The sequence below is a fragment of the Pseudomonas sp. GW460-LB5 genome, assembly GCF_059423245.1.
On the sequence record NZ_JBWKXT010000065.1, the window covers coordinates 1 to 25,275 of the forward strand.

Here is a 25,275-nt window from a genome sequence, read left to right on the forward strand (position 1 = left end):
AGGTTGCGCAGATCCTGAAGACCCCGCGGTACCTGTGGGAGCGGGCTTGTCCCGCGAAGAGGCCCGCACAGGCAGCATCAAATGACCAGACCCGCACTTCAACCTCACCCAGATGAGGTTGCGCAGATCCTGAAGACCCCGCGGTACCTGTGGGAGCGGGCTTGTCCCGCGAAGAGGCCCGCACAGGCAGCATCAAATGATCAGACCCGCACTTCAACCTCACCCAGATGCCCACCAAAGGGCCCGAAACTGCGCTCGATCAGCCGCCTTCGTCCCTGATCATCCACGATCAGCACGGTACTCGCCCGGGTCCCGTAGTTCTGGCTGGCGATGAACACGCTCGACAGCAATTTCTCGGTCGCCAACCCGACACCTGTCTCGGGCAGGTCGCCATCCGCCGCCGTTTCGTTATCCGCCAGCAAAGCCAGCAGCCGATCCGGCTCCGGCGTTTCCAACAGGCCCTCCAGCCCGCTACGTGCCTTCACCAGCTTTGGCCACGGCGTATCCAACCCTGCGTTGGATAACCCGTACACCCCGGCGTCCAGCAGGCACGGCGTGGCGTCACGGGCGTGCAGGTAACCCAGCTGTCGCCCATCACCCACCAGCAGGTTGAACCCCGAATACTGCCCACTGCGGCTGGCTACCTGATCCAGGTAAGCCTCGACCCCAAGCTCCCCCTGCAGGTAGGCCGCCACCAGTTCCCCCCGCGAGTGCGGCCCCGGTGCCTGGCCCGGATCGCGGATATTGGTCAGCGCGGCAAAGCGCCCCTGCGGGCCTACGCCCAGCCACGTACCACCGGCCTCCAGGTCGCGCCCGGCGTGCACCCCAGGCGAATCCTCCCAGGCCGCCAGGGGCTGGGTAGGGCGGGCATAGAACTCGTCGCGGTTGGCTGCCACGATCAGCGGCAGGGTGTGCCCCGGCCGCCACGCAAATACGATCAGGCACATCGGTTTGGCCTCTGTGTTTTTTGTCACTGTACCCACAGCAGTCGGGCGGATCCATCCTGACACAGAGTTCACTAGAGCCTCGAGCCCGGCTTCCGTTACCATGCCGGATTGATTTTTCGGGGAAGCCGAATGGAATTCGTGCTCTATCTGCTGTTGGGCGCTTGTGCCGGAGTGCTGGCCGGGCTGTTCGGCGTGGGCGGCGGCATCATCATCGTGCCGGTGCTGGTATTCAGCTTCACCTTGCAGGGCTTCGACGCCTCGGTGCTGACCCACCTGGCAGTCGGCACATCGCTGGCAACCATAGTATTCACTTCGATCAATGCCGTGCTTGAGCACCACCGCAAGGGTGCGGTGCAATGGCCGATCTTCGCCTGGATGACGCTCGGCATCCTCCTTGGGGCAGGTGTCGGCGCCAAGACCGCTTCACTGATCCAGGGCCCGCTGCTGCAGAAGATCATCGGCGTGTTCGCCCTGGTCATCGCCGCGCAGATGGCGCTGGACCTCAGGCCCAAGGCCAGCCGCGGCATCCCCGGCAAACCCTCATTGATCGGCGCAGGCGGTGTGATCGGCTGGGCTTCGGCGATTTTTGGCATCGGCGGTGGTTCGCTGACCGTGCCGTTCCTGACCTGGCGCAGCCTGCCCATGCAGCAGGCGGTGGCCACGTCCTCGGCCTGTGGCCTGCCGATTGCGGTGGCCAGCGCCCTGAGCTTCATGCTGCTGGGCTGGCACGAGGAGCACCTGCCGGCCCACAGCCTGGGTTACGTATACCTGCCGGCGATGGTCGGCATTGCCGTGACCAGCATGTTTTTCGCCCGCTTTGGCGCGCGTCTGGCGCACAAGCTTTCGCCCCGTTTGTTGAAACGCCTGTTCGCAGCGCTGCTGTTCTGTGTCGGCCTCAGCTTTTTGATTTGAATCGAGAGGAAGTTCCATGCTGCCTTACCCGCAGATAGACCCCGTGGCCCTGGCCATCGGGCCGCTGAAAATCCATTGGTACGGGCTGATGTACCTGATCGGCATCGGCGGCGCCTGGCTGCTGGCCTCGCGCCGGCTGAACCGCTTCGACCCCACCTGGTCGCGTGAGAAGCTTTCCGACCTGGTGTTCTGGCTGTCGATGGGGGTGATCGTCGGTGGCCGCCTGGGTTACGTGCTGTTCTACGACCTGCATGCCTACCTGGCCAACCCGACGCTGATCTTCGAGGTGTGGAAGGGCGGCATGTCGTTCCACGGCGGGTTCATCGGCGTGATGCTGGCGGCCTTGTGGTTCGGCAAGCGCAACAACAAGTCGTTCTTCGAGCTGATGGACTTCGTTGCCCCGCTGGTGCCGATCGGCCTGGGTGCCGGGCGTATCGGCAACTTCATCAACGCCGAGTTGTGGGGCAAGGCGACCGACGTGCCGTGGGCGATGGTGTTCCCGCCGTTCAGCGACCCTGCCCAGTTGCCCCGTCATCCGTCGCAGCTGTACCAGTTTGCCCTGGAAGGTGTGGCATTATTCGTGATTCTCTGGTTGTACTCGCGCAAACCGCGCCCGACCATGGCCGTTTCCGGCATGTTCGCGCTGTTCTACGGCATTTTCCGCTTTATCGTGGAGTTTGTGCGGGTGCCTGATGCTCAGCTTGGCTATATCGCATTCGGCTGGTTGACCATGGGTCAGTTGCTCTGCGTGCCAATGATCGTTGGCGGCATCTTCTTGATCTGGTTGGCCTACAACCGCAAACCTACGGCAAAACCAGCCGTATGATTTTCACGGCAGGGGTGATCCTCCTGCCGTTCTTGTTACAGGAAAGTCATGAAACAGTATCTAGATCTGGTCCGTGAAGTCATCGAGAACGGTACGTTGCAAGGCAATCGCACCGGCATCCGTACCATCAGCATGCCGGGCGCCATGCTGCGCTTCGACCTGCAGAAGGGCTTCCCGGCCATCACCACGCGCAAGCTGGCGTTCAAGTCGGCGATCGGCGAAATGGTCGGTTTCCTGCGTGGCGTGAAGAACGCCGGTGAATTCCGTGAGCTGGGCTGCAAGGTCTGGGACCAGAACGCTAACGAAAACGCACAGTGGCTGGCTAACCCGTTCCGCCAGGGCCATGACGACCTTGGCGAGATCTACGGCGTGCAATGGCGCCAGTGGCCGGGCTACAAGCGCATTGCGCTGAGCAACCCGGCCGCCATTGAAATGGCCGAGAAGGCCGGCTTCCGTCGTATCGCCCAGGACGAAGAGGACGGCGTCGCCTTCGTCATTCTGTACAAGGCCATCGACCAGGTGCGCCAGTGCCTGGACACCATCGCCAACGACCCCGGCAGCCGCCGCATCCTGTTCCACGGCTGGAACTGCGCGCAACTGGACGAGATGGCCCTGCCGCCGTGTCATCTGCTGTACCAGTTCCACCCGAATGTAGAGACCAAGGAAATTTCCCTGACCCTTTACATCCGCTCCAACGACCTGGGCCTGGGCACACCGTTCAACCTCACCGAAGGCGCGGCGCTGCTGTCGCTGTTCGGCCGCCTGACCGGTTACACCCCGCGCTGGTTCACCTACTTCATTGGCGATGCCCATGTGTATGAAAACCACCTGGACATGCTGAACGAGCAGCTCAAGCGCGAGCCGCTGGAAGCGCCGAAGCTGGTGATCAGCGACCGCGTGCCGGCGTTTGCCGAGACGGGCAAGTATGAGCCGGAGTGGCTGGAGAAGATCGAGCCGAGTGATTTCTGGCTGGAAGGCTATGAGCACCATGCGCCGATGACAGCGCCGATGGCGGTCTGATAGATCTCCATTGTTTGAACTGGCCTCTTCGCGGGTTCACCCGCGAAGCTTTTGGCTCAATGCCCGTGACTGCGTCCCACATGCGAATGCTCGGTGTCCGGCACTGATACCGCCCCGTTCGTCTCCAGTTGCTGCAAGATCGCGCATTCGCTCCCCTGCGCGTTGCAGCGCCGCCGCAGTTCCACCAGCTGCTCCTGCAAAGCCACCAAGCCATCGATCCGCGCCTGCACATGCTCGATATGTTCGTCGATCAGCGCATTGACGCTGCCGCACGAGTCGTCGGGACTGTCGCGCAGGCGTAGCAGGCTGCGGATTTCGTCCAGGGTCATGTCCAGGGTGCGGCAGTTGCGGATGAAGGTCAGCCGTTCCACGTGGGCCTGGGTATACAGCCGGTAGTTGCCTTCTGTACGGGCAGGCTCGGGCAGCAGGTTTTCACGCTCGTAGTAGCGAATGGTTTCCACCGCGCAGTCGGTGGCTTTGGCCAGTTCTCCGATCTTCATCACGAAATCTCCAGCAAGTGGCTTGACCCTATAGTGGCTACAGGGTGTTCACTTGGCAACAGGCTCACTTTAAGGACGACCCCATGAACCAGCCTGTCAGCCACGAACACAAGCATCCGCACGATCACGCCCATGGCGATGACGACCATGGGCACGCCGCCCACGGCCACAGCTGCTGCGGGGCCAAAGCCGCGCCGGCGCTGGTGCAACTGACTGAAACGGCCAGTGCCCAGGCACAGCTCAGCCGCTTCCGCATCGACGCCATGGACTGCCCGACCGAGCAGACCCTGATCCAGGACAAGCTGGGCAAGCTGGCCGGTATCGAGCAGCTGGAATTCAACCTGATCAACCGCGTACTGGGCGTGCGCCATACATTGGACGGCACTGGCGACATCGAGCGTGCCATCGACAGCCTGGGCATGAAGGCCGAGCCGCTTGGTGCCGAAGGCGACAGTACCGCCGCCGCGCCCCAACCGGCCAAGACCCGCTGGTGGCCGCTGGCATTGTCGGGTGTTGCCGCCATCGCCGCCGAAATCGTGCACTTTGCGTCGCTGGCGCCGGAGTGGCTGGTGGCGGCATTGGCGCTGGCAGCCATTCTTGGTTGCGGCCTGGGCACCTACAAGAAGGGCTGGATTGCCCTGAAAAACCGCAACCTCAACATCAACGCGCTGATGAGCATCGCCGTCACCGGTGCTGTGCTGATCGGCCAGTGGCCGGAAGCGGCCATGGTGATGGTGCTGTTTACCGTTGCCGAGCTGATCGAAGCACGCTCGCTGGACCGCGCACGCAATGCCATCAGCGGGCTGATGCAGCTGACCCCGGACATGGCCACGGTGCAGCAGGCAGATGGCCAATGGCGCGAAGTGGATGTGCGCGAAGTGGCCATCGGCGCGTTGGTGCGGGTACGCCCCGGCGAGCGCATCGGCCTGGATGGCGAAGTGATCAGTGGGCAATCCAGCGTCGATCAGGCGCCGATCACCGGCGAAAGCTTGCCTGTGGAGAAGGCCGTAGGCGACAAACTGTTCGCCGGCACCATCAACCAGGCGGGTGCGCTGGAGTTTCGCGTTACCGCTGGCGCGGGCCAATCGACCCTGGCGCGGATCATCAAGGCCGTGGAGGAAGCGCAAGGCGCGCGGGCGCCTACCCAGCGCTTCGTCGACCAGTTTTCGCGTATCTATACCCCGGTGGTGTTTGCCATCGCCCTGGCCGTGGCGGTGATCCCGCCGCTGTTCATGGCCGCAAGCTGGTTCGACTGGGTGTACCGCGCCCTGGTGCTGCTGGTGGTCGCGTGCCCGTGCGCCCTGGTCATCTCGACCCCGGTGACCATCGTCAGCGGGCTGGCCGCTGCTGCGCGCAAAGGCATCCTGATCAAGGGCGGTGTGTACCTGGAAGGCGGCCGCCACCTGGATTACCTGGCCCTGGACAAGACCGGCACCATCACCCACGGCAAGCCGGTACAGACCGACGCCAAAGTACTGGAGCCGGTGTTCAAAGGCCGTGCGCAAGCCCTGGCTGCCAGCTTGGGCGAACGTTCGGACCACCCGGTTTCCCGCGCCATTGCCCAGTTCGGCAAGGCGCAAGGCCTGGCCTTGAGCGAGGTCGATGACTTCGCTGCCCTGGCCGGGCGCGGCGTGCGTGGCACCATCGCTGGCGAGGTCTACCACCTGGGCAACCACCGCCTGGTGGAAGAACTGGGGCTGTGCTCACCCGAGCTTGAAGCCCAGCTGGATGCGCTGGAGCGCCAGGGCAAGACTGTGGTCCTGCTGCTTGACCGCAGTGGCCCGCTGGCCCTTTTTGCAGTGGCCGATACGGTCAAGGACAGCAGCCGCCAGGCCATTGCCGAGCTGCATGAGCTGGGCATCAAGACTGTCATGCTGACCGGTGATAATCCGCATACCGCGCAGGCCATCGCCGCCGTGGTGGGTATTGACCGCGCGGAGGGCAACCTGCTGCCTGCCGACAAACTGAAAACCATCGAAGCCTTGTACGCACAGGGCCATCGGGTGGGCATGGTCGGTGACGGCATCAACGATGCCCCGGCCCTGGCCCGTGCCGAGATCGGTTTTGCCATGGCCGCTGCCGGCACCGACACCGCCATCGAAACCGCCGATGTGGCACTGATGGACGACGACTTGCGGAAAATCCCGGCCTTCGTCAGGCTGTCGCGCCAAAGTGCGGCGATCCTCATGCAGAACATCGTTCTGGCGTTGGGCGTCAAGGCGATATTCCTGGCGATTACCTTTGCCGGCATGGCCACCCTGTGGATGGCGGTGTTCGCCGACATGGGCGTGAGCCTGCTGGTGGTGTTCAACGGCTTGCGCCTTTTGCGCAAATAGAGGACGTGCATGCTGAGTTCGGAGCTTAAAGCCTTTTACATGGTGGCCCGCCTGGGCAGCATCACCCTGGCGGCAAAGAAGCTCGGGCTCAGCCAGCCCACGGTGACCACGCAGATCCGCAACCTGGAAAGCCACTACACGGTCGAGCTGTTCTACCGTGGCGGGCGGCGCCTGGTGTTGAGCGAAGAGGGCGTGCGACTGCTGCCGATGGTCAAGGCGCTGTTGCAACAGGAGGCCGACATCGAGTTCGAGCTGCGCAACAGCGGCCAGGCCCAAGGCAGCTTGCGCATCGCCGCCACGGCGCCTTACTACATTCTCGACCTGGTGAAGATCTACCGAGAGCGCTTGCCGCAGGTGGATGTAGCGGTGGAGATCGGCAACTCGCAGCAGGTGCTGGAAATGCTCGAAGACTACCGGGTGGATATCGCCGCTTCATCGCAGCTGCTGGAAGACGCCCGGCTGGTGCGGCGGGTGCTGGGCACCGATCCGCTGGTGGTAGCGGTGCACCGCAACCACCCGTTGGCCCACCGCCAGACCGTGTCCATCGATGTGGTGGCCGGGCATTGCCTGTTGATGCGCGAAAAGGGCTCGACCACGCGCAAGCTGACTGAGCAGATGATGCAGGAGGCCGGGGTGACGGCCGGGGCCTTGCTGGAAATCGGCAGCCGCGAGTCGATCCGCGAAGCGGTGCTGCGCAACATCGGCATCAGCGTGATTGCCCGCCATGAGGTGCCGCACAACCCCGAACTGCGGGTGCTCGTGCTGGAGAATGCGCCGGTGATGCATGAATACCTGTATTGCCTGAAGGAACGGCGCCAGGCCAGGTTGCCGGCCGCGTTCCTGGGTGTAGCGCAAGAAGTGGCCGGTTCGCATTTCTAGACCTGTGTTGGCTACTTCGCGGGCTTGCCCGCTCCCACAGGTACTGCGCAGGGTCTGAGTTTTGTAGATATCCTGTGGGAGCGAGCAAGCCCGCGAAGAGGCCCCCACAGGCCAATACAAAATCTGCCTATACCACTATCACCGGCTTTTGCCTCAAAGCCACAGAACCTTCGCACAGCCTTCCTAGCATGGCCCCATCTCTTCGATGAGGCCCTGCCATGAACCACACCACCCCCGGCGCACAGATGAAAGTGCGCAACATCCACAAGCGCTTCGGTGCCTTTACGGCGCTCAACGATGTCTCGCTGGACATCGCCGCCGGCGAACTGGTGTGCCTGCTCGGCCCGTCCGGCTGTGGCAAGACCACGCTGTTGCGCTGCATCGCCGGCCTGGAGCGCCAGGACCGCGGCACGCTGTATATCGGCGAGCGCGATATCTCCGAGCTGCCGCCCCAGGCCCGTGACTACGGCATCCTGTTCCAGTCCTACGCGCTGTTCCCCAACCTGACTGTCGAAGCCAACATCGCCTACGGCCTGACCGGCAGTGGCCGCGAGCAGGCCCGCCAGCGGGTGGCTGAAATGCTCGAACTGGTAGGCCTTTCTGGCAGCGAGAAGAAATACCCTGGCCAGCTCTCTGGTGGCCAGCAGCAACGTGTGGCCCTGGCCCGTGCGCTGGCGCCGTCGCCATCCCTGCTACTGCTCGATGAGCCGATGTCGGCGCTGGACGCCCGGGTGCGTGAGCATCTGTGCACCGAGCTGCGCCAGCTGCAACGCCAGCTGGGCATCACCACCTTGATGGTGACCCACAACCAGGACGAAGCCATGCTGATGGCCGACCGCATTGCGGTGATGAACAATGGCCAGGTCGAGCAGTACGCCACCCCGCAGGAAATCTACGACCAGCCGGCCACGCCGTTCGTTGCCGAGTTCGTCGGCCAGGGCAACTGGCTGCCGTTCCAGCGCAGCGGCGACAGCCATGCCCAGGTTGGCGGCATGAACATGCGCCTGGCGCCGGGGTCGGCCCAGGCCAGCAGCGGCCGGCTGTTCTGTCGCCCGGAGGCGATCACGGTCAACCCGGTGGTACACGAAGAAAACCTGTTCCCGGCTATGGTCCGCGAAATCACCTTTCTCGGTAACCGCTGCCGCATGAGTTTTGAACTCAAGGCCCTGCCAGGCCATGCCCTGCTGGCCGAGCTGGCCCCCGAGGCCATGCCGCGCCTGGGTTCGCAGGACATCTGGGTGGCATTGCCACCGCAGAGCCTGCAGGTGTTTGCCTGAGATGGCCGCGCCAATGTCCTTGCCGCTGAGCCAGGCCAAAGCCGCGCCGCGTGCTGGCGTTGCCTTGGGCGACCGGTTGTTCGTCGTCGGCGGCAAGAGCCTGCTGCTGATCCTGTTGGTACTGGCCGTGCTGATGCCATTGCTGGCGATCTTCTGGCGTGGCTTCAGCGCGGACGCGGGCCAGGGTGGCGGCTTGTTGGCAGCCCGGGAGCTGTTCGCCAGCGACAACTTCCACTGGTTGATGGGCAACAGCCTGTCGGTGGCTTTCACCGTCGCGGCCATCGTGGTGCCGCTGGCCTACCTGTTTGCCTATGCCCTGCAACGTACGCTGATCCCGGCCAAGGGCCTGTGGCGGGGGATTTCCCTGCTGCCGCTGCTTGCCCCGTCGATGCTGCCGGCCATCGCTTTGGTCTACCTGTTCGGTAACCAAGGGCTGCTACGCGGGTTGCTCAGCGACAACATCTACGGCTTCTGGGGCATCGTGCTGGGGGAGGCCATCTACACCTTCCCGCATGCGCTGATGATCCTGCTTTCGGCGCTGTCGCTGGCCGATGCTCGGCTGTTCGATGCTGCCTCCAGCATGGGCGCCGGCCCAGGTCGGGCGTTCACCAGCATCACCTGGCCGGCCACGCGCCAGGCGGTGTTTGCGGCGTTCTGCCTGGTGTTCACCCTGACCATCACCGACTTCGGTGTGCCGGTGGTGGTCGGTGGCGACTATCAGGTGCTGGCGCTGGAGGCCTACAAGGCGGTGGTCGGCCAGCAACAGTTCGGCCGTGGTGCGCTAATCGGCATGGTGCTGCTGTTGCCGGCCCTGTTCAGCTTCAGCGTCGACGCCTGGCTGCGCCGGCGCCAGGGCGACGCCATGAGCGGCCGCGCCCAGGTGTTCGAACCCAAGCCATCGCGTGGCCGCGATGCCTGCTTCCTGGCCCTCGTGCTGCTGGTGTGTGCGGCATTGCTGCTGGTGATCGGCATGGCGGTGTATTCGTCGCTGGTCACTTTCTGGCCATATAACCTGTCGTTGTCGCTGCGTCACTACATGTTCGAAGACACCGCCGGTGGCGGCTGGCTGGCCTACCGCAACAGCGTGACCATGGCCATCGGCACCGCGCTGATCGGCAGCATCGTGATTTTCACCGGTGCCTACCTGATGGAGAAGACCCAAGGGCAGCGCCTGCTCAACCAGGTGCTGCGCCTGCTCAGTTTTATCCCCATGGCCGTGCCGGGCCTGGTGCTGGGCCTGGGCTACGTCTTCTTCTTCAACCTGAACGGCAACCCGCTGCATGTGCTGTACGGCAGCATGGGGCTGTTGGTGGTGTGCACCATCGCCCATTACCTGACCACCGCGCAGATGACCGCAACCACCGCGCTGCGCCAGCTTGATGGCGAGTTCGAGGCCGCGGCGCTCTCGTTGAAGGCGCCGCTGTACAAGCACTTCGTGCGGGTCACAGTGCCGATCTGCCTGCCAGCGCTGCTGGACATCATCCGCTACCTGTTCGTTTCGGCGATGACCACGGTGTCTGCGGCGATCTTCCTGTACAGCCCCGACACCATCCTGGCTGCCGTTGCCGTGCTGAATATGGACGATGCCGGCAACGTTGGCGGTGCTGCTGCCATGTCCACCCTGATCCTGCTGACCAGTGCCGGCGCTTCACTGCTGCTGGCCGCAGCCTCACGCGGCCTGCTGCGCCGCTCCCAAGCCTGGCGCCAACGCGCCGCGACCGTCTGACCTGTAAGGAACCTATCCATGTACAAGCACCTTGCACTTGCCGCTGCTGTTTGCACCGTGTTCAGCCTGCAGGCTTCGGCCGCCGGTACCCAGCTGACGGTCTACACCGCACTGGAAGCCGAGCAGTTGAAGAGCTACAAGCAGGCCTTCGAGAAGGCCAACCCGGACATCGAGATCAAGTGGGTACGCGATTCCACCGGCATCATCACTGCCAAGCTGCTGGCCGAGAAAGACCGCCCGCAAGCCGACGCGGTATGGGGCCTGGCAGCGTCCAGCCTGGCCATTCTCGACCAGAACGGCATGCTTGAAGCCTACGCACCCAAGGACCTGGGCAAGATCTCCGGCAACTACCGGGACGCTGCCAACCCGCCGGCGTGGGTGGGCATGGACGTGTGGGCCGCAACCATCTGCTTTAATACCATCGAGGCCGAGAAGCAGGGCCTGAGCAAGCCGGTGAGCTGGCAGGACCTGACCAAGCCGGAGTACAAGGGCAAGATCGTCATGCCGAACCCGGCCTCGTCGGGTACCGGCTTCCTTGATGTGAGTGCCTGGTTGCAGACCTTTGGTGAGCCGCAAGGCTGGGCCTACATGGACGCACTGCACCAGAATATCGGCCAGTATGTTCACTCCGGCTCCAAGCCGTGCAAGCTGGCGGCTGCGGGCGAGTTCCCGATCGGTATCTCGTTCGAATACCCGGCTGTGCAACTGAAGCGCCAGGGCGCGCCGCTGGACATCGTGTTGCCGAAGGAAGGCCTGGGCTGGGAGATCGAGGCGACTGCTGTGATCAAAGGCTCGCCCAAGGCGGATGCGGCCAAGCGCCTGGCTGATTTCTCGGCCAGCCCGGCGGCGATGGAGCTGTACAAGGAAAACTTCGCCGTGCTGGCCGCGCCGGGTATTGCCAAGCCACAGACCGAGCTACCGGCGGACTATGAACAGCGCCTGATCAAGAACGACTTTGCCTGGGCATCGAAGAACCGTGACCAGATTCTGGCCGAGTGGCGCAAGCGCTACGACGGCAAGTCGGAGAAGGTGGCCCAGCAGTGATTGAGTGAGGGCTGGCAGGGGTATGGCTTGCGTGGTGTGGCGCCTGCAAGATCGAGCGCCGCCCGCGCGGCGCTCGATCTCACAGGCGATGGAAATGCATAGGCAAGCGCCTGGCGGCCCTAATGCAATTTGCCAGAAACCATAGAATCTCCCACAGAGACCGCACACGCCTAAAAAACTGCGCTATCCCTGTGGAAGCGAGCTTGCCCGCGAAGAGGCCAGATCCTGCGGGCTCAGATCTGTGAAACCAACGCCTCCAACTGCTCCTGCCGCTCAGCCTGATTCAGCTTCGCCCCGGGGTTGAGGGTGGACCACTGTGGGTGCGCCCGCGCCTTCACCAGTGCTTCTGGCAACTTGCCCTCGCGCCATGCCTTCTCATCCAGCTCACCCAGCCTGATGCTGTCTTGCGCCGCATGCCCGCGGTTATCCAGCGCCACCATCAACTGCTGCTGACGCAAAGCCAGCAGGCGCAATACCGTGTCGTCCACGGTCAGCTCGCGTTTGCCCTTGAGCTTGCCCATCAACCGTGAGCCATAGTTACGCGCCGTCTGCAGCGCACCACCGGCAATCGCCCCGGCCAGCGCTGCCGCGCCGAGGGTAAGCCCGCCGACCAGCAGATCGACGCCGGCCCCGGCTGCAGCGCCGGCCGCCACGCCGCTGCCCAGGCGCACGCCCAGCAGCTTCAGGGTTTCAGGATTGAACAGGTCATCGCCCCAGCGGCCATCGAGCAACGGCAGGTCGCTGGCATGGGCATCCTCGCGGCGGAAGGCATACAGCTTGAGCAGGGCTTCGACGCAACGCTGTTCACGTTGGCGTATGTCCTGGCGCAGGGCCTCTATGGCCTTGGCTTCGGCCGCTGGCTCGGCCTCGACGCTACGCCGGCAGGCGGCGCAGTCCAGCAGCAACTCGGCAATCAGCCGCTTGCCACTGTGCTGGCGGGCCAGGCGCTGTGCCTGCTGGTCGTCGATCAGCCGCTGCAGGGCCGGGCGAGCATCCTCCAGCAGCAGGGCCAGGCTTTCATATAAGCGGCGCTCGCCATCCTCGGGCGGGGCCACGCTGTCGAACCGCACCAACGCGTGAAGCCCAAGCCGGGCAAGGGCTTCACGCCATTGCGGCTCGCGGTGCTGATGGCTGGCGACGAAGTTGAGCACCGGCAGCAACGGCTTGCCGCAGCTGGCCAGCACTTCCAGTTCGTCGCGGTATTTGGCCAGCACCGGCTCGCGGGCGTCGATTACATATAGGCCGGCATCGCTGGCCAGCAACTGGCGCAGCACCTTGGCCTCCTGCTCGAAGCGCTGGCGCGCCTCGCTGCCTTGCAGAAAGCGCTCCAGACGTGCCGGGCCGTCCAGGCGCTCGCCCGGGCGCTCCAGCCGCTCCAGGTAGTCGAGCAGGGCAATGGCGTCCTCCAGGCCCGGGGTGTCGTACAACTCCAGCAAGGGTTCGCCGTCCACCGACAAGCGCGCACCTTCTACATGGCGGGTGGTGCTGGGGCGGTGGGACACTTCGCCAAAGCCTACGTCGCGGGTCAGCGTGCGCAGCAGCGAGGTCTTGCCGACGTTGGTATGGCCGACCACGGCCAGTTTCAGTGGCTCAGTCATGGCCATGCTCCAGCCAGGTCAGTGGTGAGGTGTCGGCGTGCTGCAGGCCAAGGCGGTCGAGGGCTTCGTGCCAATCGCCCAGGCGCTGGGCATCAACAGCCTGGCCGGGTGCGGACTGCAGTAGCCAGATACGGGTTGCGCCGGCATTGCGCGCCAGTTCGGCGAGCAACGCCAGGCTGCCGCGGTCGGGTGAGCGCCGGGGGTCGCAGGCGATGGCCAGGCGTGCCGGGGGGAAGCGGCTGAGTTGTTCGAGCAGCCTGTTGCGCGATTCGCGGCTGTCGAGCACGCCAGCATCGATCACGCTGTTCGGCAGGGCGGGCGGCCAGGGGCGCTGGTCGTCCAGTTCCAGGCCCACCAGCAGGGCACCGCTGCTGCCGCTTTCCAGCTGGCCGGCGGCAAACTGTGGCAGGGCCTCGGGCGCGGCATCCTGCACGCCGATGCGTTCGCTGCGCGGCATCAGTGCATCACGCAGTTGCGCGTAGCCGGGCAGGCTCAAGTCCAGTGCCAGGCGCTCGCGGCCTTGGCGCCAGAGCCACAGGCACAATGCAGCCAGTACCAGGCGTGGTAACAGGCCATACACCAGCACCACCCCCAGCAACCAGCTGGCCCAGGCCTGTCGGGCTTGCTCCAGGGCCGGCAAGGTGTCGCCGCTGGCGCGGATCATGGCTTCGTCAGGCACGGCAAAGCCCAGCAGCGAAGGCAGGGCGCCCAGGGCTTGGGTCAGGTGGATGAACGGGTCGGCGGCAAGCAGCGTGGTTTCCCAGACAAAGCCATAGCGCCGGGTCGCCAGCAAGGCCAGCAGCATGCCCAGGGCGGTGAGCATGGCCAGCAGCCACAGGCCATGCACCAGCAGGCCGAGCAGCCAGCGGTTCAGGCGTTGGCGTTGCAGCAGCACAAGCAGCGCAGGTGCCAGGTGTGCGGCCTTGGCATCGCGAGCAAAGCGTTCACTCAGCCATAGCCACAAGCGGCCCAGCCCTGCGCCATGCTCGCCGCTTACGGCAAAACCGATGGCCCAGCCCAGCAGCATCAGCAGGTTCAGCCCGAGCAGGCTGCCCAGGGCCCAGAACACGTTCACCGGCCGCTGCCCGTCGCCCAGGGCGGCCAGGGCCAGGCCCGCGCCGCTGAGCACGGCCATCAGCAGCAAGGCCAGCAGCGCCAGGCGCGCGCCTTGCTTCCAGTGGCGCAGGGCGGTGCTCATGCCATCGCGTTCGGCCAGGAACAGTGCACGGGTTTCGATGCGGGCCGCCAGGTCGCCGCCCAATTGGCGGGCGCGACGGTTGGCTTCCTGGTCCTCCAGGGGGCCGGCGTGTTCCTCGCGCAGGCGTACCGCTTCGGTGAGCCAGCGCTTGTCCAGTGGAGTCGGTCCAGTCACAAGGTCTTCCATTGCACGGTTCAGGGCAGAAGCATAACCCACCGCGGGTTTGCTATCCTCGCTGCATGACGACTTCACTCCCCCTCAGCCTGATTGCGGCGCTCGCCGAGAACCGCGTGATCGGCATCGACAATTCCATGCCCTGGCATTTGCCGGGGGATTTCAAGTACTTCAAGGCCACCACCCTAGGCAAGCCGATCATCATGGGCCGCAAGACCTGGGACTCCCTGGGCCGACCGCTGCCGGGGCGTTTGAATATCGTGGTCAGCCGCCAACCGGGCCTGGAATTGGCGGGTGCCGAGGTTTTCGCCTCGCTGGAAGACGCGATTGCGCGCGCCGGGCAGTGGGCAGGCGAGCAGGGCGTGGATGAGCTGATGCTGATCGGCGGCGCGCAGTTGTATGCACAGGCGCTGGAGAAAGGCTTGGTGAGCCGCATGTACCTGACCCGGGTGGAGCTTGAGCCGGAAGGTGATGCGTGGTTCCCCGAGTTCGACAAAGGGGAGTGGCAACTGGCGTCGAGTGAAGCGCAGGCAGAGGCGGACAAGCCTGCGTATCACTTCGAGGTGTGGAACAAGGTGTGATGATTCTGGGGCCGCATTAATGGCCCCAGCCGTTTCAGGAGTGGCTCAACTCGGCATGCTCATCGTCAGCCAGCACATCCTTGTCTGTCTCCTTGAGCAGTTGGCTGGTCACCACGCCTGCGGTCATCGAGCCATTGACGTTCAACGCCGTGCGGCCCATGTCGATCAGCGGCTCCACCGAAATCAGCAACGCCACCAGCTCCACCGGCAAGCCCATGGCTGGGAGCACGATCAGCGCGGCAAAGGTGGCCCCGCCACCCACGCCGGCAACCCCTGCAGAACTCAGCGTGACGATGGCCACCAGGGTAGCGATCCACAGCGGGTCGAAGGTATCGATGCCCACCGCCGGTGCCACCATCACCGCCAGCATGGCGGGATAGAGGCCAGCGCAGCCGTTCTGGCCAATGGTGGTGCCGAACGATGCGCTGAAGCTGGCAATCGACTGCGGCACACCCAGGCGGCGGGTTTGCGCTTCGATGTTCAGCGGAATGCTGGCGGCGCTGGAGCGGCTGGTGAAGGCGAAGGTCAGCACCGGCCACACCTTGCGGAAGAAGCGCAGCGGGCTCACACCGGTCGCCGCCAGGATGAGGGCATGCACCACGAACATCAGCCCCAGGCCCAGGTACGACACCACCACGAAGCTGCCCAGCTTGAGGATGTCTTCCATGTTCGAGCTGGCAACCACCTTGGTCATCAACGCCAGCACGCCATACGGGGTCAGTTTCATTACCACCCGCACCAGGCGCATCACCCAGGCTTGCAGGGTGTCGATGGCCGACAGGGCGCGCTCGCCTTTCTCGGCATCGTCCTTGATCAGCTGCAGCGCGGCCAGGCCGACGAACACGGCGAAGATCACCACGCTGATGATCGACGTCGGCTTGGCCCGCGCCAGGTCACCCACCGGGTTGCTGGGGATGAACGACAGCAGCAGCTGCGGGATGTTGAGGTCCGCGACCTTGCCGGCGTAGTCGCTGTGGATAACCTGCATGCGGGCGCTTTCCTGCACACCGGCCACCAGGCCTTCGGCACTCAGGCCGAACAGGTTGGTCAGCACGATGCCGATCAGCGCGGCAATGGCGGTGGTCAGCAGCAGGGTGCCGATGCTCAGCACGCTGATGCGGCCCAGCGACGAGGCATTGTGCAGGCGCGCCACGGCGCTGAGGATCGAGGCGAAGATCAGCGGCATGACGATCATCTGCAACAGGCCCACATAGCCGTTGCCGACCAGGTCAAGCCAGGCGATGGTGGCCTTGAGCACGGGGTGGCCAGCGCCGTAGATCGTGTGCAGGGCCAGGCCGAAGACGACGCCCAGCACCAGGCCCAGCAGTACCTTCTTGGCCAGGCTCCAGTCGGTGCGGCGGGTTTGTGCCAGGCCCAGCAACAGGGCCAGGAACGCCAGCAGGTTTAGGGACAGCGGCAGGTTCATTGAAGCTCCAGCAGAAAAAAGCAGAATTGGCATCGCCTCTGTGAGCGATTGCGAACGGAAATGCTAACAGCCTGAAAACAAACGAATTTATACCCAAATGGAATTTGCATAGTCGTTTATGGAATAACGAAGTGTCGCGTATTGCAATGAACACGGCGTTTACGGCTGTCTGGAGGTCGTTATCGAGGGTTGCCAGGGGTGATTGTTGCACTAGCGTTTCTGGGTCACTTTCAGGAGATTCGTACATGAAATCCGTTGTGAAAGCTGCCGCCATCGGCCTGTCCCTGCTGTTCAGTATCGAAACCTTCGCCACCGAGCTCCAACATTGGCCTGCCGAGGCGGCCAGGCAGCTCGACAGCATGATCGCCGCCAATGCCAATAAAGGTAACTACGCGGTGTTCGACATGGACAACACCAGTTACCGTTATGACCTGGAAGAAGCCTTGCTGCCCTTCATGGAAAACAAGGGCCTGCTGAGCCGCGACAAGCTCGACCCTTCGCTGAAACTGATGCCGTTCAAGGACACTGCCGAGCACAAGGAAAGCCTGTTCAGCTACTACTACCGGTTGTGCGAAGTCGACGATATGGTCTGCTACCCGTGGGTGGCCCAGGTGTTTTCCGGTTTTACCCTGAAGGAGTTGAAGGTGCAGGTGGATGAGCTGATGGCTTCGACCAAGCCCATCCCCAGCACTTATTACGAAGGTGATCAGGTCAAGGCCATCGAAGTACAGCCCCCCAAGGTCTTCAGGGGCCAGGCCGAGCTGTACAACAAACTGATGGAGAACGGCATCGAGGTCTATGTGATTTCTGCTGCCTCCGAGGAACTGGTGCGCATGGTCGCATCAGATCCCAAGTACGGCTACAACGTGAAGCCGCAGAACGTGATTGGCGTGAGTCTGCTGTTAAAGGACCGCAGCAATGGCCAACTGACCACGGCGCGCAAGCAGATCAGTGCCGGCCATTACGATGCCAAGGCCAATGAAGGGCTGGAGCTGACCCCGTATCTGTGGACCCCGGCTACCTGGATGGCGGGCAAGCAGGCGGCCATCCTGACCTACATCGATGAATGGAAGAAGCCGGTGCTGGTGGGCGGCGACACGCCGACCAGCGATGGCTACATGCAGTTCCACGGGGTGGATGTGGGCAAGGGCGGCATCCACCTGTGGATAAACCGCAAGGCCAAGTACATGGACCAGCTCAACGGCATGATTACCAGGAATGCGGCGGCGCAGGCCAAGGAAGGGTTGCCGGTGACGGCGGACAAGAACTGGGTGATCGTGACGCCGGAACAGGCATAAAAAAACCGGCACCCAAGGCGCCGGTTCTTCTTTCACGCTAGAAAAGCCTCAGAGCCCTTCGAGCATCGCCTTGTTGCGCACCGCACCTTTGTCGGCACTGGTCGCCAGCAGGGCGTAGGCCTTCAGCGCGGTGGTTACTTTGCGTGGGCGTACTTCAGCGGGTTTCCAGCCCTTCTTGTCCTGCTCGATGCGGCGCTCGGCCAGCTCTTCGTCGCTGACCAGCAGGTTGATCGAACGGTTAGGGATGTCGATCAATACCTTGTCGCCATCACGGACCAGGCCGATGGCGCCGCCAGCAGCAGCTTCTGGCGAGGCGTGGCCGATCGACAGGCCCGAGGTGCCGCCCGAGAAGCGGCCGTCGGTGAGCAGGGCGCAGGCCTTGCCCAGGCCTTTGGACTTCAGGTACGAGGTCGGGTACAGCATTTCCTGCATGCCCGGGCCGCCTTTCGGGCCTTCGTAGCGGATGATCACGATGTCGCCGGCCTTCACCTCGTCGGCGAGGATGCCGCGCACGGCGCTGTCCTGGCTCTCGAAGATTTTGGCGTTGCCCTCGAACACGTGGATCGACTCGTCGACACCGGCGGTTTTCACCACGCAACCGTCGACCGCGATGTTGCCGTACAGCACGGCCAGCCCGCCTTCTTGCGAGTAGGCGTGCTCGAAGCTGCGGATGCAGCCGTTTTCACGGTCGTCATCAAGGGTTTCCCAACGGGTCGACTGGCTGAATGCGGTCTGGGTCGGGATACCGGCAGGGCCGGCCTTGAAGAAGGTGTGCACGGCTTCGTCATCGGTCTGGGTGATGTCCCATTTGGCGATGGCTTCTTCCATGCTGCGGCTGTGCACGGTCGGCAGGTCGGTGTGCAGCAGGCCGCCACGGGCCAGCGAACCGAGGATGCTGAAGATGCCGCCGGCGCGGTGCACGTCTTCCATGTGGTACTTCTGGATGTTCGGCGCCACTTTGCACAACTGCGGCACTTTACGCGACAGGCGGTCGATGTCACGCAGGTCGAACGCGACTTCGCCTTCCTGGGCTGCGGCCAGCAGGTGCAGGATGGTGTTGGTCGAGCCGCCCATCGCGATGTCGAGCATCATGGCGTTTTCAAACGCCTTGAAGTTGGCGATGCTGCGGGGCAGCACCGACTCGTCGTTCTCGCCGTAGTAGCGCTTGCACAGCTCGACGATGGTGCGGCCGGCAGTGAGGAACAGCTGCTCGCGGTCGGCGTGGGTGGCCAGGGTCGAGCCATTGCCCGGCAAGGCCAGGCCCAGGGCTTCGGTCAGGCAGTTCATCGAGTTGGCGGTGAACATGCCGGAGCACGAGCCGCACGTCGGGCAGGCACTGCGCTCGTATTCGGCGACTTTTTCATCGGAGGCCGAGGCATCGGCGGCGATGACCATGGCGTCGACCAGGTCCAGGCCGTGGCTGGCCAGCTTGGTCTTGCCGGCTTCCATCGGGCCGCCGGAAACGAAGATCACCGGGATGTTCAGGCGCAGGGCGGCCATCAGCATGCCGGGGGTGATCTTGTCGCAGTTGGAGATGCACACGATGGCGTCGGCGCAGTGGGCGTTGACCATGTATTCCACGGCGTCGGCAATGATCTCGCGGCTTGGCAGCGAGTACAGCATGCCGTCGTGGCCCATGGCGATGCCGTCATCGACCGCGATGGTGTTGAATTCCTTGGCCACGCCACCGGCGCGCTCGATCTCGCGGGCGACCAGCTGGCCCAGGTCCTTCAGGTGCACGTGGCCCGGGACGAACTGGGTGAACGAGTTGGCGATGGCGATGATCGGTTTCTTGAAGTCTTCGTCTTTCATCCCGGTGGCACGCCACAAGGCACGGGCGCCGGCCATGTTGCGGCCTTGGGTGGAAGTCTTGGAACGATAATCAGGCATGAAGCACTCCTGGCGGCTTAATCAGGTCACAAAAAGGGGAGTGAGCTTCTCTTTTCCTATGCGCCTTAGGCCGGTTGCCACTGGCACGGATGGGGCCGAAGACAGCACGGGATCGCCGCGTGCTCGACCAGAGCTCATAAACCCGCCGGGGATGACTGGCGATGAATAGCCCGATTCTACACCGCTGGCGCGGCGAGGGAATGGCGATGTGTCTGGGCGGTGGCATCGGGCGCGCGATGGGCGTTTTTGCAGGACCGTTCTGAAACCCGCCCCGTGGCGCTGACAAGCAGTGCACTCCAAGCCTTAAGGTGCCTTGAAAGGCCAGCTGCTATCGGCTTGCCACGAACCCATAGCTGCAGCTGAATGCGGTTTTAAGCGCTTTTTATAACGATTGAGCGCGTGTGAGATGAGCAGGTGGCTGCTGGGGTGCGTACCAGTGCCACTAGTTTAAAACTTGACATGTAATCAAGGTTGGGTTTTGAAAGCGTGTGCTCTACCGTTTCTGTGGGCTCACTTATTTTTTTGTGAGCAATTTCATTTTTATGCGAAGCACTGTTCAGGGCCAGTAAAAAAACTTCATCGCCCGCTATCAGCTCGGCGCTCAATGCTGTGGTAAAAGCATATTTCCCTGGGCTGCTCTCAACAGCACTCATCTGGGCGGGGGAGTAGGCGTCCTCCGCGTACATGTGGGTCGGGTTCGGAGCCAATACCTGAGCTTCGCTCCAGAAGCTGACAGAGGGGGAAGTGCGTGCCTCGCCGTGACGGACGACTTGATAAATAATGTGCACTTCGCCGCCGTTGGTGGGGAACGTCAATTCTTTTCCAATGGCTATTTCGAGTGGTTGCCCCACGTCGCCGAATTGTTCTTCAAGTATTCCACTGGCGAGAGGGTGGGACCCTACAAAGAACAGCCGAATGGTATCGGATGGTGTGGCGCCAGGGTACACGGGTATCGTAACGCTGAACCCATTTTTTACAGCGTCCCAAGGCAGCACGCCTTCTACGATGTCTTTTGCAACAGGATGATAGAGCTCTGCACCGAAATCATATGTGGTGGTCGGTGATGTATTGCCAGTTCTAACGATTATGTAATTTAACGTGACGCGGCGCCCATGCTGCTCATTCAGCCGTTCGCCGGATATGAAATGTTCGATTGTTTCCCCGGGCGCTTCACAATCTAATAATATAAAGCTGCTTATCTGGCCCACGTTTATGACGATGTGGTCGCCTTTCTGGAATACGCTCGACCCTGGAATCAGGATGGTTATGCCTTGGTTTAGTGTTTCAAACGGTAAGAAGTTATCGCTGTTGGCTTCTTTAATGGTTGGGGCTTCCAGCCCTTGGTGGTGATGGTTATTTCTCATTGCCGTTTTCTCCAATTTTCCCGGGTGGCTGGGCTTATTGGAATCCGGTGAGGGGGCGAAGACAACTGGCAGAAATGCCAGGCGTAGGCCGTTAATCGACACTGCTGTACGAAATATGGGAAGGGCCTCGGCTGTGCAGGCCGAGGCCGTAATCGTCGTTTCGGGAAACTAAACGGAATTCCCGGAACCCTTACTTAACTGTTGGGCAGCAACCGGCAGGTGATGCTCTTGATGTAGCGGGTTTCTGCAATGGCCGGGTGTACCGGATGGTCCGGGCCTTGGCCACCGCGCTCGAGCAGCTGCATGTTGCGGTCCAGGTGGCGGGCGCTGGTGAGCAGGATGTTGTTCAGGTCGTCCTCGGGCAAGTGCATCGAGCACGAAGCGCTGACCAGAATGCCATCTTTGTTCAGCATGCGCATGGCCTGTTCGTTCAGGCGGCGGTAGGCCGCTTCGCCGTTTTTCAGGTCCTTCTTGCGTTTGATGAAGGCGGGTGGGTCGGCAATGATCACGTCAAAGCGCTCTTCGGCAGCCTTGAGCTCGCGCAGGGCTTCGAACACGTCGCCTTCGATGCAGGTCAGCTTCTCGCTGATGCCGTTCAGTGCAGCGTTACGCTCCACGCCATCCAGGGCAAAACCCGAGGCATCGACACAGAATACTTCGCTGGCGCCGAAGGCACCGGCCTGCACGCCCCAGCCACCGATGTAGCTGAACAGGTCGAGTACACGCTTGCCCTTCACGTACGGCGCCAGGCGCGCGCGGTTCATGCGGTGGTCGTAGAACCAGCCGGTCTTCTGGCCTTCACGCACCGGGGCTTCGAACTTGACGCCGTTCTCTTCCAGCGGCACCCAGTCCGGCACCTCGCCGTAGACGGTCTCGACATAGCGCTGCAAGCCTTCGGCATCACGCGCAGCGGAGTCGTTCTTGAACAGGATGCCGCTGGGCTTGAGCACCTGCACCAAGGCAGCGATCACGTCGTCCTTGTGCGCTTCCATGGTGGCCGAGGCCAATTGCACCACGAGGATATCGAAGAAGCGGTCGACCACCAGGCCCGGCAGCAGGTCGGAATCGCCGTAGACCAGGCGGTAGCATGGTTGATCGAACAGGCGCTCGCGTAGCGACAGGGCGACGTTCAGGCGGTGTACCAGCAGCGACTTGTCCAGCGGCAGCTTGATGTCGCGCGACAGCAGGCGGGCGCAGATCAGGTTGTTCGGGCTGAGTGCGACGATGCCCAGCGGTTTGCCGTTGGCTGCCTCGAGAACGGCCTGCTGACCGGCCTGAAAGCCTTGCAGCGGGGTCGCGGTGACGTCGACTTCGTTGCTGTAGACCCACAGGTGGCCGGCGCGCAGGCGGCGGTCGGCGTTGGCTTTGAGGCGAAGGCTGGGCAGGGACATGACGTCGCTCCGGGAAAAAAGAGCGGGAGTATAGCGTGTCTGCGGTGCTTTCGCCTTTAGAGGTGCAGCGCCTGCGAGATCGAGCGCCGCGCGGGTGGCGCTCAATCTCGCAGCCGCTGCACCTGTCACGGCGAGCGCAGAGAGGGTTAAAATCCCCGGTCCTAAACGAGTGTGCACGTATGTCCCAAGAACTCAGCGCCGAACAGATCCAGCAAGCCTTGCAAGGCATCACCATTCCGCCGCAACCGCAGATCATGGTCGACCTGCAGTTCGAGCAATACATGCCTGACCCGGATCTGGAAACCATTGCCAAGCTGATTTCCCAGGACCCGGGGCTCTCGGGCGCCTTGCTCAAGCTGGTCAACTCCCCGCACTTCGGCCTTTCCAACAAGATCGGCTCGATCCAGCGCGCAGTGAACCTGCTGGGCAGCCGTTCGATCATCAACCTGATCAACGCCCAGTCGATCAAGGGCGAGATGAGCGACGAGACCATCGTCACCCTCAACCGCTTCTGGGATACCGCCCAGGACGTGGCGATGACCTGCCTGACGCTGGCCAAGCGCACCGGTGTCCAGGCCGCGGACGAGGCTTACACCCTGGGCCTGTTCCATGACTGTGGCGTGCCGCTGATGCTCAAGCGCTTCCCCGACTACATGGATGTGCTGGTGCAGGCCTATGCTCAGGCCAGCGCGCAAACGCGGGTCGTCGACACCGAAAACCGCGTGTTCAACACCAACCATTCGGTAGTCGGTTATTTCACCGCCAAGTCGTGGCGCCTGCCTGAGCACCTCACGGCAGCCATCGCCAACCATCACAATGCCCTGGCCGTGTTCCGTGATGAGAGCTCGCGCAATACCCAGAGCCAGTTGAAAAACCTGCTGGCGGTACTGAAGATGGCCGAGCACATCTGCGCGTCCTACCGGGTGCTGGGCAACCAGGCGGTGGACCACGAATGGAACGCGGTCGGCCCGCTGGTGCTCGATTACATTGGCTTGTCGGAATACGATTTCGAAAACCTCAAACAGAACATTCGCGAGCTGAGCGGGCACTGACACATGCCGGAATTGCCAGAAGTAGAAACCACCCGGCGCGGTATCGCGCCCCACCTGGAAGGCCAGCGTGTCAGCCGCGTGGTGGTGCGTGACCGGCGCTTGCGTTGGCCAATCCCGGAAGACCTGGACGTGCGCCTGTCGGGGCAGCGCATTGTCAGTGTCGAGCGGCGCGCCAAATACCTGTTGATCAATGCCGAGGTGGGTACGCTGATCAGCCACCTGGGCATGTCGGGCAACTTGCGGCTGGTCGAACTGGGTTTGCCGGCGGCCCGGCATGAACATGTCGACATCGAGCTGGAGTCGGGGCTGATGCTGCGCTACACCGACCCGCGCCGCTTCGGGGCCATGCTGTGGAGCCTGGACCCGCTGAACCACGAGCTATTGCTGCGCCTCGGGCCAGAGCCGCTGACTGATCTGTTTGACGGTGAGCGCCTGTTCCAGCTGTCGCGCGGGCGGTCGATGGCGGTCAAGCCGTTCATCATGGACAACGCGGTGGTGGTGGGGGTGGGCAACATCTACGCCACTGAAGCGCTGTTTGCTGCAGGTATCGACCCGCGTCGGGAGGCGGGCGGGATTTCACGGGCGCGCTACCTGAAGCTGGCGATCGAGATCAAGCGGGTGCTGGCGGCGGCGATCGAGCGCGGCGGTACCACCCTGCGCGACTTCATCGGGGGCGATGGGCAGCCGGGTTACTTCCAGCAGGAACTGTTTGCGTACGGCCGTGGCGGGCAGCCGTGCAAGGTGTGCGGCACGGATTTGCGCGAGGTGAAACTGGGGCAGCGGGCGAGCGTGTATTGCCCGCGCTGCCAGCGCTAAGGTGTATCGCTGTCCCCTGTGGGAGCGGCCTTGTGTCGCGATGGGGCGCGAAGCGGCCCCATTGGTTTAGCTTCGCAGCAAAAATTGCCGGGGCCGCTGTGCGGCCCATCGCGACGCAAGGCCGCTCCCACAAGGACCGCACAGAGGCGAGCAGGCAGTGATCAGTCCTTGCCGGTAATCCGACGGTACTTGGCCATCAGCTGTTCTTCGGTTTCCGGGTGCGCTTCATCCAGCGGAATGCAGTCGACCGGGCAGACTTGCTGGCACTGCGGCTCGTCGTAATGGCCCACACACTGGGTGCACAGGTTAGGGTCGATCACGTAGATCTCTTCGCCTTGGGAGATGGCCTCGTTCGGGCACTCGGGTTCGCAGACGTCGCAATTGATGCAATCGTCGGTGATTATCAGGGACATGGGGACTCCGGCCGGGGCTCAGTGCCCGGGCATGTTCAACGCAATGGGCACAATTGTGCCGCATTCGCGCCCGCAGTGCACGCGGGCGCGATAATCAGGCGATTGGGCTTACTTCTTGAAGCGTTCAGTCAGCGCTTCGGCCACCACCGGGTGGACGAACTTGCTGATATCACCACCCAGTGCGGCGATTTCCCGGACCAGGGTCGAGGAAATGAACGAATACCGCTCCGAAGGCGTCAGGAACAGGCTCTCGACATCGGGGGCCAGTTGCCTGTTCATGTTCGCCAACTGGAACTCGTACTCGAAGTCGGACACCGCACGCAGGCCACGGAGGAAGACGTTGGCGCCCTGTTCCTTGGCGAAATGCGCCAACAGGGAGGAGAAGCCGATGACTTCGACATTGGGCAGGTGCTTGGTGACCTCACGCGCTAGCGCCACCCGCTGCTCCAGTGGGAACAGGGGGTTTTTCTTCGGGCTGGCCGCCACCGCGATGATCACGTGGTCGAACAGCCGCGAGGCGCGCTCGACCAGGTCGCCATGGCCTTTGGTAATGGGGTCGAAAGTACCCGGGTACAACACTCGGTTCATCGCGTCATCCTGGCTGGAG

Annotated in this window: 22 protein-coding genes; 12 read left to right on the forward strand and 10 right to left on the reverse strand. The window is 63.1% G+C overall.

Annotation, left to right across the window (positions count from 1 at the left end; all coding sequences use genetic code 11):
* Window positions 1–200 precede the first annotated feature (200 nt).
* Complete coding sequence (locus AC07XM_RS26780; protein WP_102690354.1) at window positions 201–947, reverse strand: NRDE family protein; 747 nt, start codon at window positions 945–947, stop codon at window positions 201–203.
* Window positions 948–1,076: 129 nt separating this feature from the next.
* On the opposite strand from AC07XM_RS26780, the gene AC07XM_RS26785 reads away from it, so the two are divergent.
* Genes AC07XM_RS26785 through AC07XM_RS26795 form a run of 3 tightly spaced genes read left to right on the forward strand, consistent with a single transcriptional unit; the run spans window position 1,077 to window position 3,705 of the window.
* Window positions 1,077–1,859: a sulfite exporter TauE/SafE family protein gene (locus AC07XM_RS26785; protein WP_016489682.1), complete on the forward strand. Its 783-nt coding sequence runs from the start codon at window positions 1,077–1,079 to the stop codon at window positions 1,857–1,859.
* A 16-nt stretch (window positions 1,860–1,875) separates the two neighbouring features.
* Window positions 1,876–2,685 carry a prolipoprotein diacylglyceryl transferase gene (gene lgt, locus AC07XM_RS26790; protein WP_016489681.1) on the forward strand — a complete coding sequence of 270 codons (810 nt, stop codon included), beginning with the start codon at window positions 1,876–1,878 and terminating at the stop codon, window positions 2,683–2,685.
* Between the two features lie 48 nt (window positions 2,686–2,733).
* Window positions 2,734–3,705, forward strand: coding sequence for a thymidylate synthase (locus AC07XM_RS26795; RefSeq protein ID WP_016489680.1), 972 nt, complete (start codon window positions 2,734–2,736; stop codon window positions 3,703–3,705).
* Between the two features lie 56 nt (window positions 3,706–3,761).
* Here AC07XM_RS26795 and cadR read toward each other — a convergent pair whose 3' ends face one another.
* Window positions 3,762–4,205 carry a cadmium resistance transcriptional regulator CadR gene (gene cadR, locus AC07XM_RS26800; protein WP_016489679.1) on the reverse strand — a complete coding sequence of 148 codons (444 nt, stop codon included), beginning with the start codon at window positions 4,203–4,205 and terminating at the stop codon, window positions 3,762–3,764.
* Window positions 4,206–4,288: 83 nt separating this feature from the next.
* Here cadR and AC07XM_RS26805 point away from each other — a divergent pair, with 83 nt between their 5' ends.
* The 5 genes from AC07XM_RS26805 to AC07XM_RS26825 all read left to right on the forward strand — a co-directional run bounded on the left by AC07XM_RS26805 (window position 4,289) and on the right by AC07XM_RS26825 (window position 11,467).
* Window positions 4,289–6,541: a heavy metal translocating P-type ATPase gene (locus AC07XM_RS26805; RefSeq protein WP_096426885.1), complete on the forward strand. Its 2,253-nt coding sequence runs from the start codon at window positions 4,289–4,291 to the stop codon at window positions 6,539–6,541.
* Between the two features lie 9 nt (window positions 6,542–6,550).
* Window positions 6,551–7,420: a LysR family transcriptional regulator gene (locus AC07XM_RS26810; RefSeq protein WP_023047215.1), complete on the forward strand. Its 870-nt coding sequence runs from the start codon at window positions 6,551–6,553 to the stop codon at window positions 7,418–7,420.
* 218 nt (window positions 7,421–7,638) lie between these two features.
* Entirely contained in the window at window positions 7,639–8,697 is a 1,059-nt protein-coding gene (locus AC07XM_RS26815; RefSeq protein WP_023047214.1) for a putative 2-aminoethylphosphonate ABC transporter ATP-binding protein, read from the forward strand.
* A 1-nt stretch (window position 8,698) separates the two neighbouring features.
* Window positions 8,699–10,423, forward strand: a complete 1,725-nt coding sequence (locus AC07XM_RS26820) for a putative 2-aminoethylphosphonate ABC transporter permease subunit (protein WP_102689992.1) — start codon at window positions 8,699–8,701, stop codon at window positions 10,421–10,423.
* Between the two features lie 18 nt (window positions 10,424–10,441).
* Window positions 10,442–11,467 (forward strand): putative 2-aminoethylphosphonate ABC transporter substrate-binding protein, encoded by a 1,026-nt coding sequence (locus tag AC07XM_RS26825; RefSeq protein ID WP_016489674.1) that lies wholly within the window; start codon window positions 10,442–10,444, stop codon window positions 11,465–11,467.
* Window positions 11,468–11,700: 233 nt separating this feature from the next.
* Here AC07XM_RS26825 and AC07XM_RS26830 read toward each other — a convergent pair whose 3' ends face one another.
* Window positions 11,701–13,065, reverse strand: a complete 1,365-nt coding sequence (locus AC07XM_RS26830; protein WP_016489673.1) for a GTPase/DUF3482 domain-containing protein — start codon at window positions 13,063–13,065, stop codon at window positions 11,701–11,703.
* Window positions 13,058–14,449, reverse strand: a complete 1,392-nt coding sequence (locus AC07XM_RS26835) for a DUF2868 domain-containing protein (protein ID WP_102689991.1) — start codon at window positions 14,447–14,449, stop codon at window positions 13,058–13,060. Before AC07XM_RS26835 ends, AC07XM_RS26830 begins: the two co-directional genes overlap by 8 nt.
* Before the next feature lie 53 nt (window positions 14,450–14,502).
* Between AC07XM_RS26835 and AC07XM_RS26840 the strand changes: the two genes are divergently transcribed.
* Entirely contained in the window at window positions 14,503–15,018 is a 516-nt protein-coding gene (locus AC07XM_RS26840) for a dihydrofolate reductase (protein WP_102689990.1), read from the forward strand.
* A 34-nt stretch (window positions 15,019–15,052) separates the two neighbouring features.
* On the opposite strand, the gene AC07XM_RS26845 is transcribed toward AC07XM_RS26840, so the two are convergent.
* On the reverse strand, window positions 15,053–16,444 hold the full coding sequence (locus tag AC07XM_RS26845) for an L-cystine transporter (RefSeq protein WP_023048385.1): 1,392 nt from the start codon (window positions 16,442–16,444) through the stop codon (window positions 15,053–15,055).
* 245 nt (window positions 16,445–16,689) lie between these two features.
* Between AC07XM_RS26845 and AC07XM_RS26850 the strand changes: the two genes are divergently transcribed.
* Complete coding sequence (locus tag AC07XM_RS26850; RefSeq protein WP_102689989.1) at window positions 16,690–17,742, forward strand: HAD family hydrolase; 1,053 nt, start codon at window positions 16,690–16,692, stop codon at window positions 17,740–17,742.
* Window positions 17,743–17,790: 48 nt separating this feature from the next.
* Here AC07XM_RS26850 and ilvD read toward each other — a convergent pair whose 3' ends face one another.
* The 3 genes from ilvD to AC07XM_RS26865 all read right to left on the reverse strand — a co-directional run bounded on the left by ilvD (window position 17,791) and on the right by AC07XM_RS26865 (window position 22,387).
* Window positions 17,791–19,632, reverse strand: a complete 1,842-nt coding sequence (gene ilvD, locus AC07XM_RS26855; protein ID WP_102689988.1) for a dihydroxy-acid dehydratase — start codon at window positions 19,630–19,632, stop codon at window positions 17,791–17,793.
* 371 nt (window positions 19,633–20,003) lie between these two features.
* Window positions 20,004–20,996, reverse strand: coding sequence for a hypothetical protein (locus AC07XM_RS26860; protein WP_016489667.1), 993 nt, complete (start codon window positions 20,994–20,996; stop codon window positions 20,004–20,006).
* A gap of 194 nt (window positions 20,997–21,190) precedes the next feature.
* Entirely contained in the window at window positions 21,191–22,387 is a 1,197-nt protein-coding gene (locus AC07XM_RS26865) for a class I SAM-dependent rRNA methyltransferase (RefSeq protein ID WP_016489666.1), read from the reverse strand.
* Window positions 22,388–22,620: 233 nt separating this feature from the next.
* On the opposite strand from AC07XM_RS26865, the gene AC07XM_RS26870 reads away from it, so the two are divergent.
* On the forward strand, window positions 22,621–23,439 hold the full coding sequence (locus AC07XM_RS26870) for an HDOD domain-containing protein (RefSeq protein WP_172455958.1): 819 nt from the start codon (window positions 22,621–22,623) through the stop codon (window positions 23,437–23,439).
* Window positions 23,440–23,442: 3 nt separating this feature from the next.
* Window positions 23,443–24,255 (forward strand): bifunctional DNA-formamidopyrimidine glycosylase/DNA-(apurinic or apyrimidinic site) lyase, encoded by an 813-nt coding sequence (gene mutM, locus AC07XM_RS26875; RefSeq protein ID WP_102689987.1) that lies wholly within the window; start codon window positions 23,443–23,445, stop codon window positions 24,253–24,255.
* Between the two features lie 161 nt (window positions 24,256–24,416).
* Here the strand turns inward: mutM and AC07XM_RS26880 are convergent, their stop codons facing one another.
* Together AC07XM_RS26880 and coaD are read right to left on the reverse strand one after the other, a co-directional pair.
* Entirely contained in the window at window positions 24,417–24,668 is a 252-nt protein-coding gene (locus tag AC07XM_RS26880) for a YfhL family 4Fe-4S dicluster ferredoxin (protein WP_016489663.1), read from the reverse strand.
* A gap of 108 nt (window positions 24,669–24,776) precedes the next feature.
* Window positions 24,777–25,256 carry a pantetheine-phosphate adenylyltransferase gene (gene coaD / locus AC07XM_RS26885; RefSeq protein WP_016489662.1) on the reverse strand — a complete coding sequence of 160 codons (480 nt, stop codon included), beginning with the start codon at window positions 25,254–25,256 and terminating at the stop codon, window positions 24,777–24,779.
* Window positions 25,257–25,275 lie beyond the last annotated feature (19 nt).

What these genes read in the sequence shown, in the direction of transcription:
- AC07XM_RS26780 (WP_102690354.1), bottom strand. Translation starts at nt 947, where the DNA reads ATGTGCCTGATCGTATTTGCGTGGCGGCCGGGGCACACCCTGCCGCTG.
- AC07XM_RS26785 (WP_016489682.1), top strand. Translation starts at nt 1,077, where the DNA reads ATGGAATTCGTGCTCTATCTGCTGTTGGGCGCTTGTGCCGGAGTGCTG.
- lgt (WP_016489681.1), top strand. Translation starts at nt 1,876, where the DNA reads ATGCTGCCTTACCCGCAGATAGACCCCGTGGCCCTGGCCATCGGGCCG.
- AC07XM_RS26795 (WP_016489680.1), top strand. Translation starts at nt 2,734, where the DNA reads ATGAAACAGTATCTAGATCTGGTCCGTGAAGTCATCGAGAACGGTACG.
- cadR (WP_016489679.1), bottom strand. Translation starts at nt 4,205, where the DNA reads ATGAAGATCGGAGAACTGGCCAAAGCCACCGACTGCGCGGTGGAAACC.
- AC07XM_RS26805 (WP_096426885.1), top strand. Translation starts at nt 4,289, where the DNA reads ATGAACCAGCCTGTCAGCCACGAACACAAGCATCCGCACGATCACGCC.
- AC07XM_RS26810 (WP_023047215.1), top strand. Translation starts at nt 6,551, where the DNA reads ATGCTGAGTTCGGAGCTTAAAGCCTTTTACATGGTGGCCCGCCTGGGC.
- AC07XM_RS26815 (WP_023047214.1), top strand. Translation starts at nt 7,639, where the DNA reads ATGAACCACACCACCCCCGGCGCACAGATGAAAGTGCGCAACATCCAC.
- AC07XM_RS26820 (WP_102689992.1), top strand. Translation starts at nt 8,699, where the DNA reads ATGGCCGCGCCAATGTCCTTGCCGCTGAGCCAGGCCAAAGCCGCGCCG.
- AC07XM_RS26825 (WP_016489674.1), top strand. Translation starts at nt 10,442, where the DNA reads ATGTACAAGCACCTTGCACTTGCCGCTGCTGTTTGCACCGTGTTCAGC.
- AC07XM_RS26830 (WP_016489673.1), bottom strand. Translation starts at nt 13,065, where the DNA reads ATGACTGAGCCACTGAAACTGGCCGTGGTCGGCCATACCAACGTCGGC.
- AC07XM_RS26835 (WP_102689991.1), bottom strand. Translation starts at nt 14,449, where the DNA reads ATGGAAGACCTTGTGACTGGACCGACTCCACTGGACAAGCGCTGGCTC.
- AC07XM_RS26840 (WP_102689990.1), top strand. Translation starts at nt 14,503, where the DNA reads ATGACGACTTCACTCCCCCTCAGCCTGATTGCGGCGCTCGCCGAGAAC.
- AC07XM_RS26845 (WP_023048385.1), bottom strand. Translation starts at nt 16,444, where the DNA reads ATGAACCTGCCGCTGTCCCTAAACCTGCTGGCGTTCCTGGCCCTGTTG.
- AC07XM_RS26850 (WP_102689989.1), top strand. Translation starts at nt 16,690, where the DNA reads ATGAAATCCGTTGTGAAAGCTGCCGCCATCGGCCTGTCCCTGCTGTTC.
- ilvD (WP_102689988.1), bottom strand. Translation starts at nt 19,632, where the DNA reads ATGCCTGATTATCGTTCCAAGACTTCCACCCAAGGCCGCAACATGGCC.
- AC07XM_RS26860 (WP_016489667.1), bottom strand. Translation starts at nt 20,996, where the DNA reads ATGAGAAATAACCATCACCACCAAGGGCTGGAAGCCCCAACCATTAAA.
- AC07XM_RS26865 (WP_016489666.1), bottom strand. Translation starts at nt 22,387, where the DNA reads ATGTCCCTGCCCAGCCTTCGCCTCAAAGCCAACGCCGACCGCCGCCTG.
- mutM (WP_102689987.1), top strand. Translation starts at nt 23,443, where the DNA reads ATGCCGGAATTGCCAGAAGTAGAAACCACCCGGCGCGGTATCGCGCCC.
- AC07XM_RS26880 (WP_016489663.1), bottom strand. Translation starts at nt 24,668, where the DNA reads ATGTCCCTGATAATCACCGACGATTGCATCAATTGCGACGTCTGCGAA.
- coaD (WP_016489662.1), bottom strand. Translation starts at nt 25,256, where the DNA reads ATGAACCGAGTGTTGTACCCGGGTACTTTCGACCCCATTACCAAAGGC.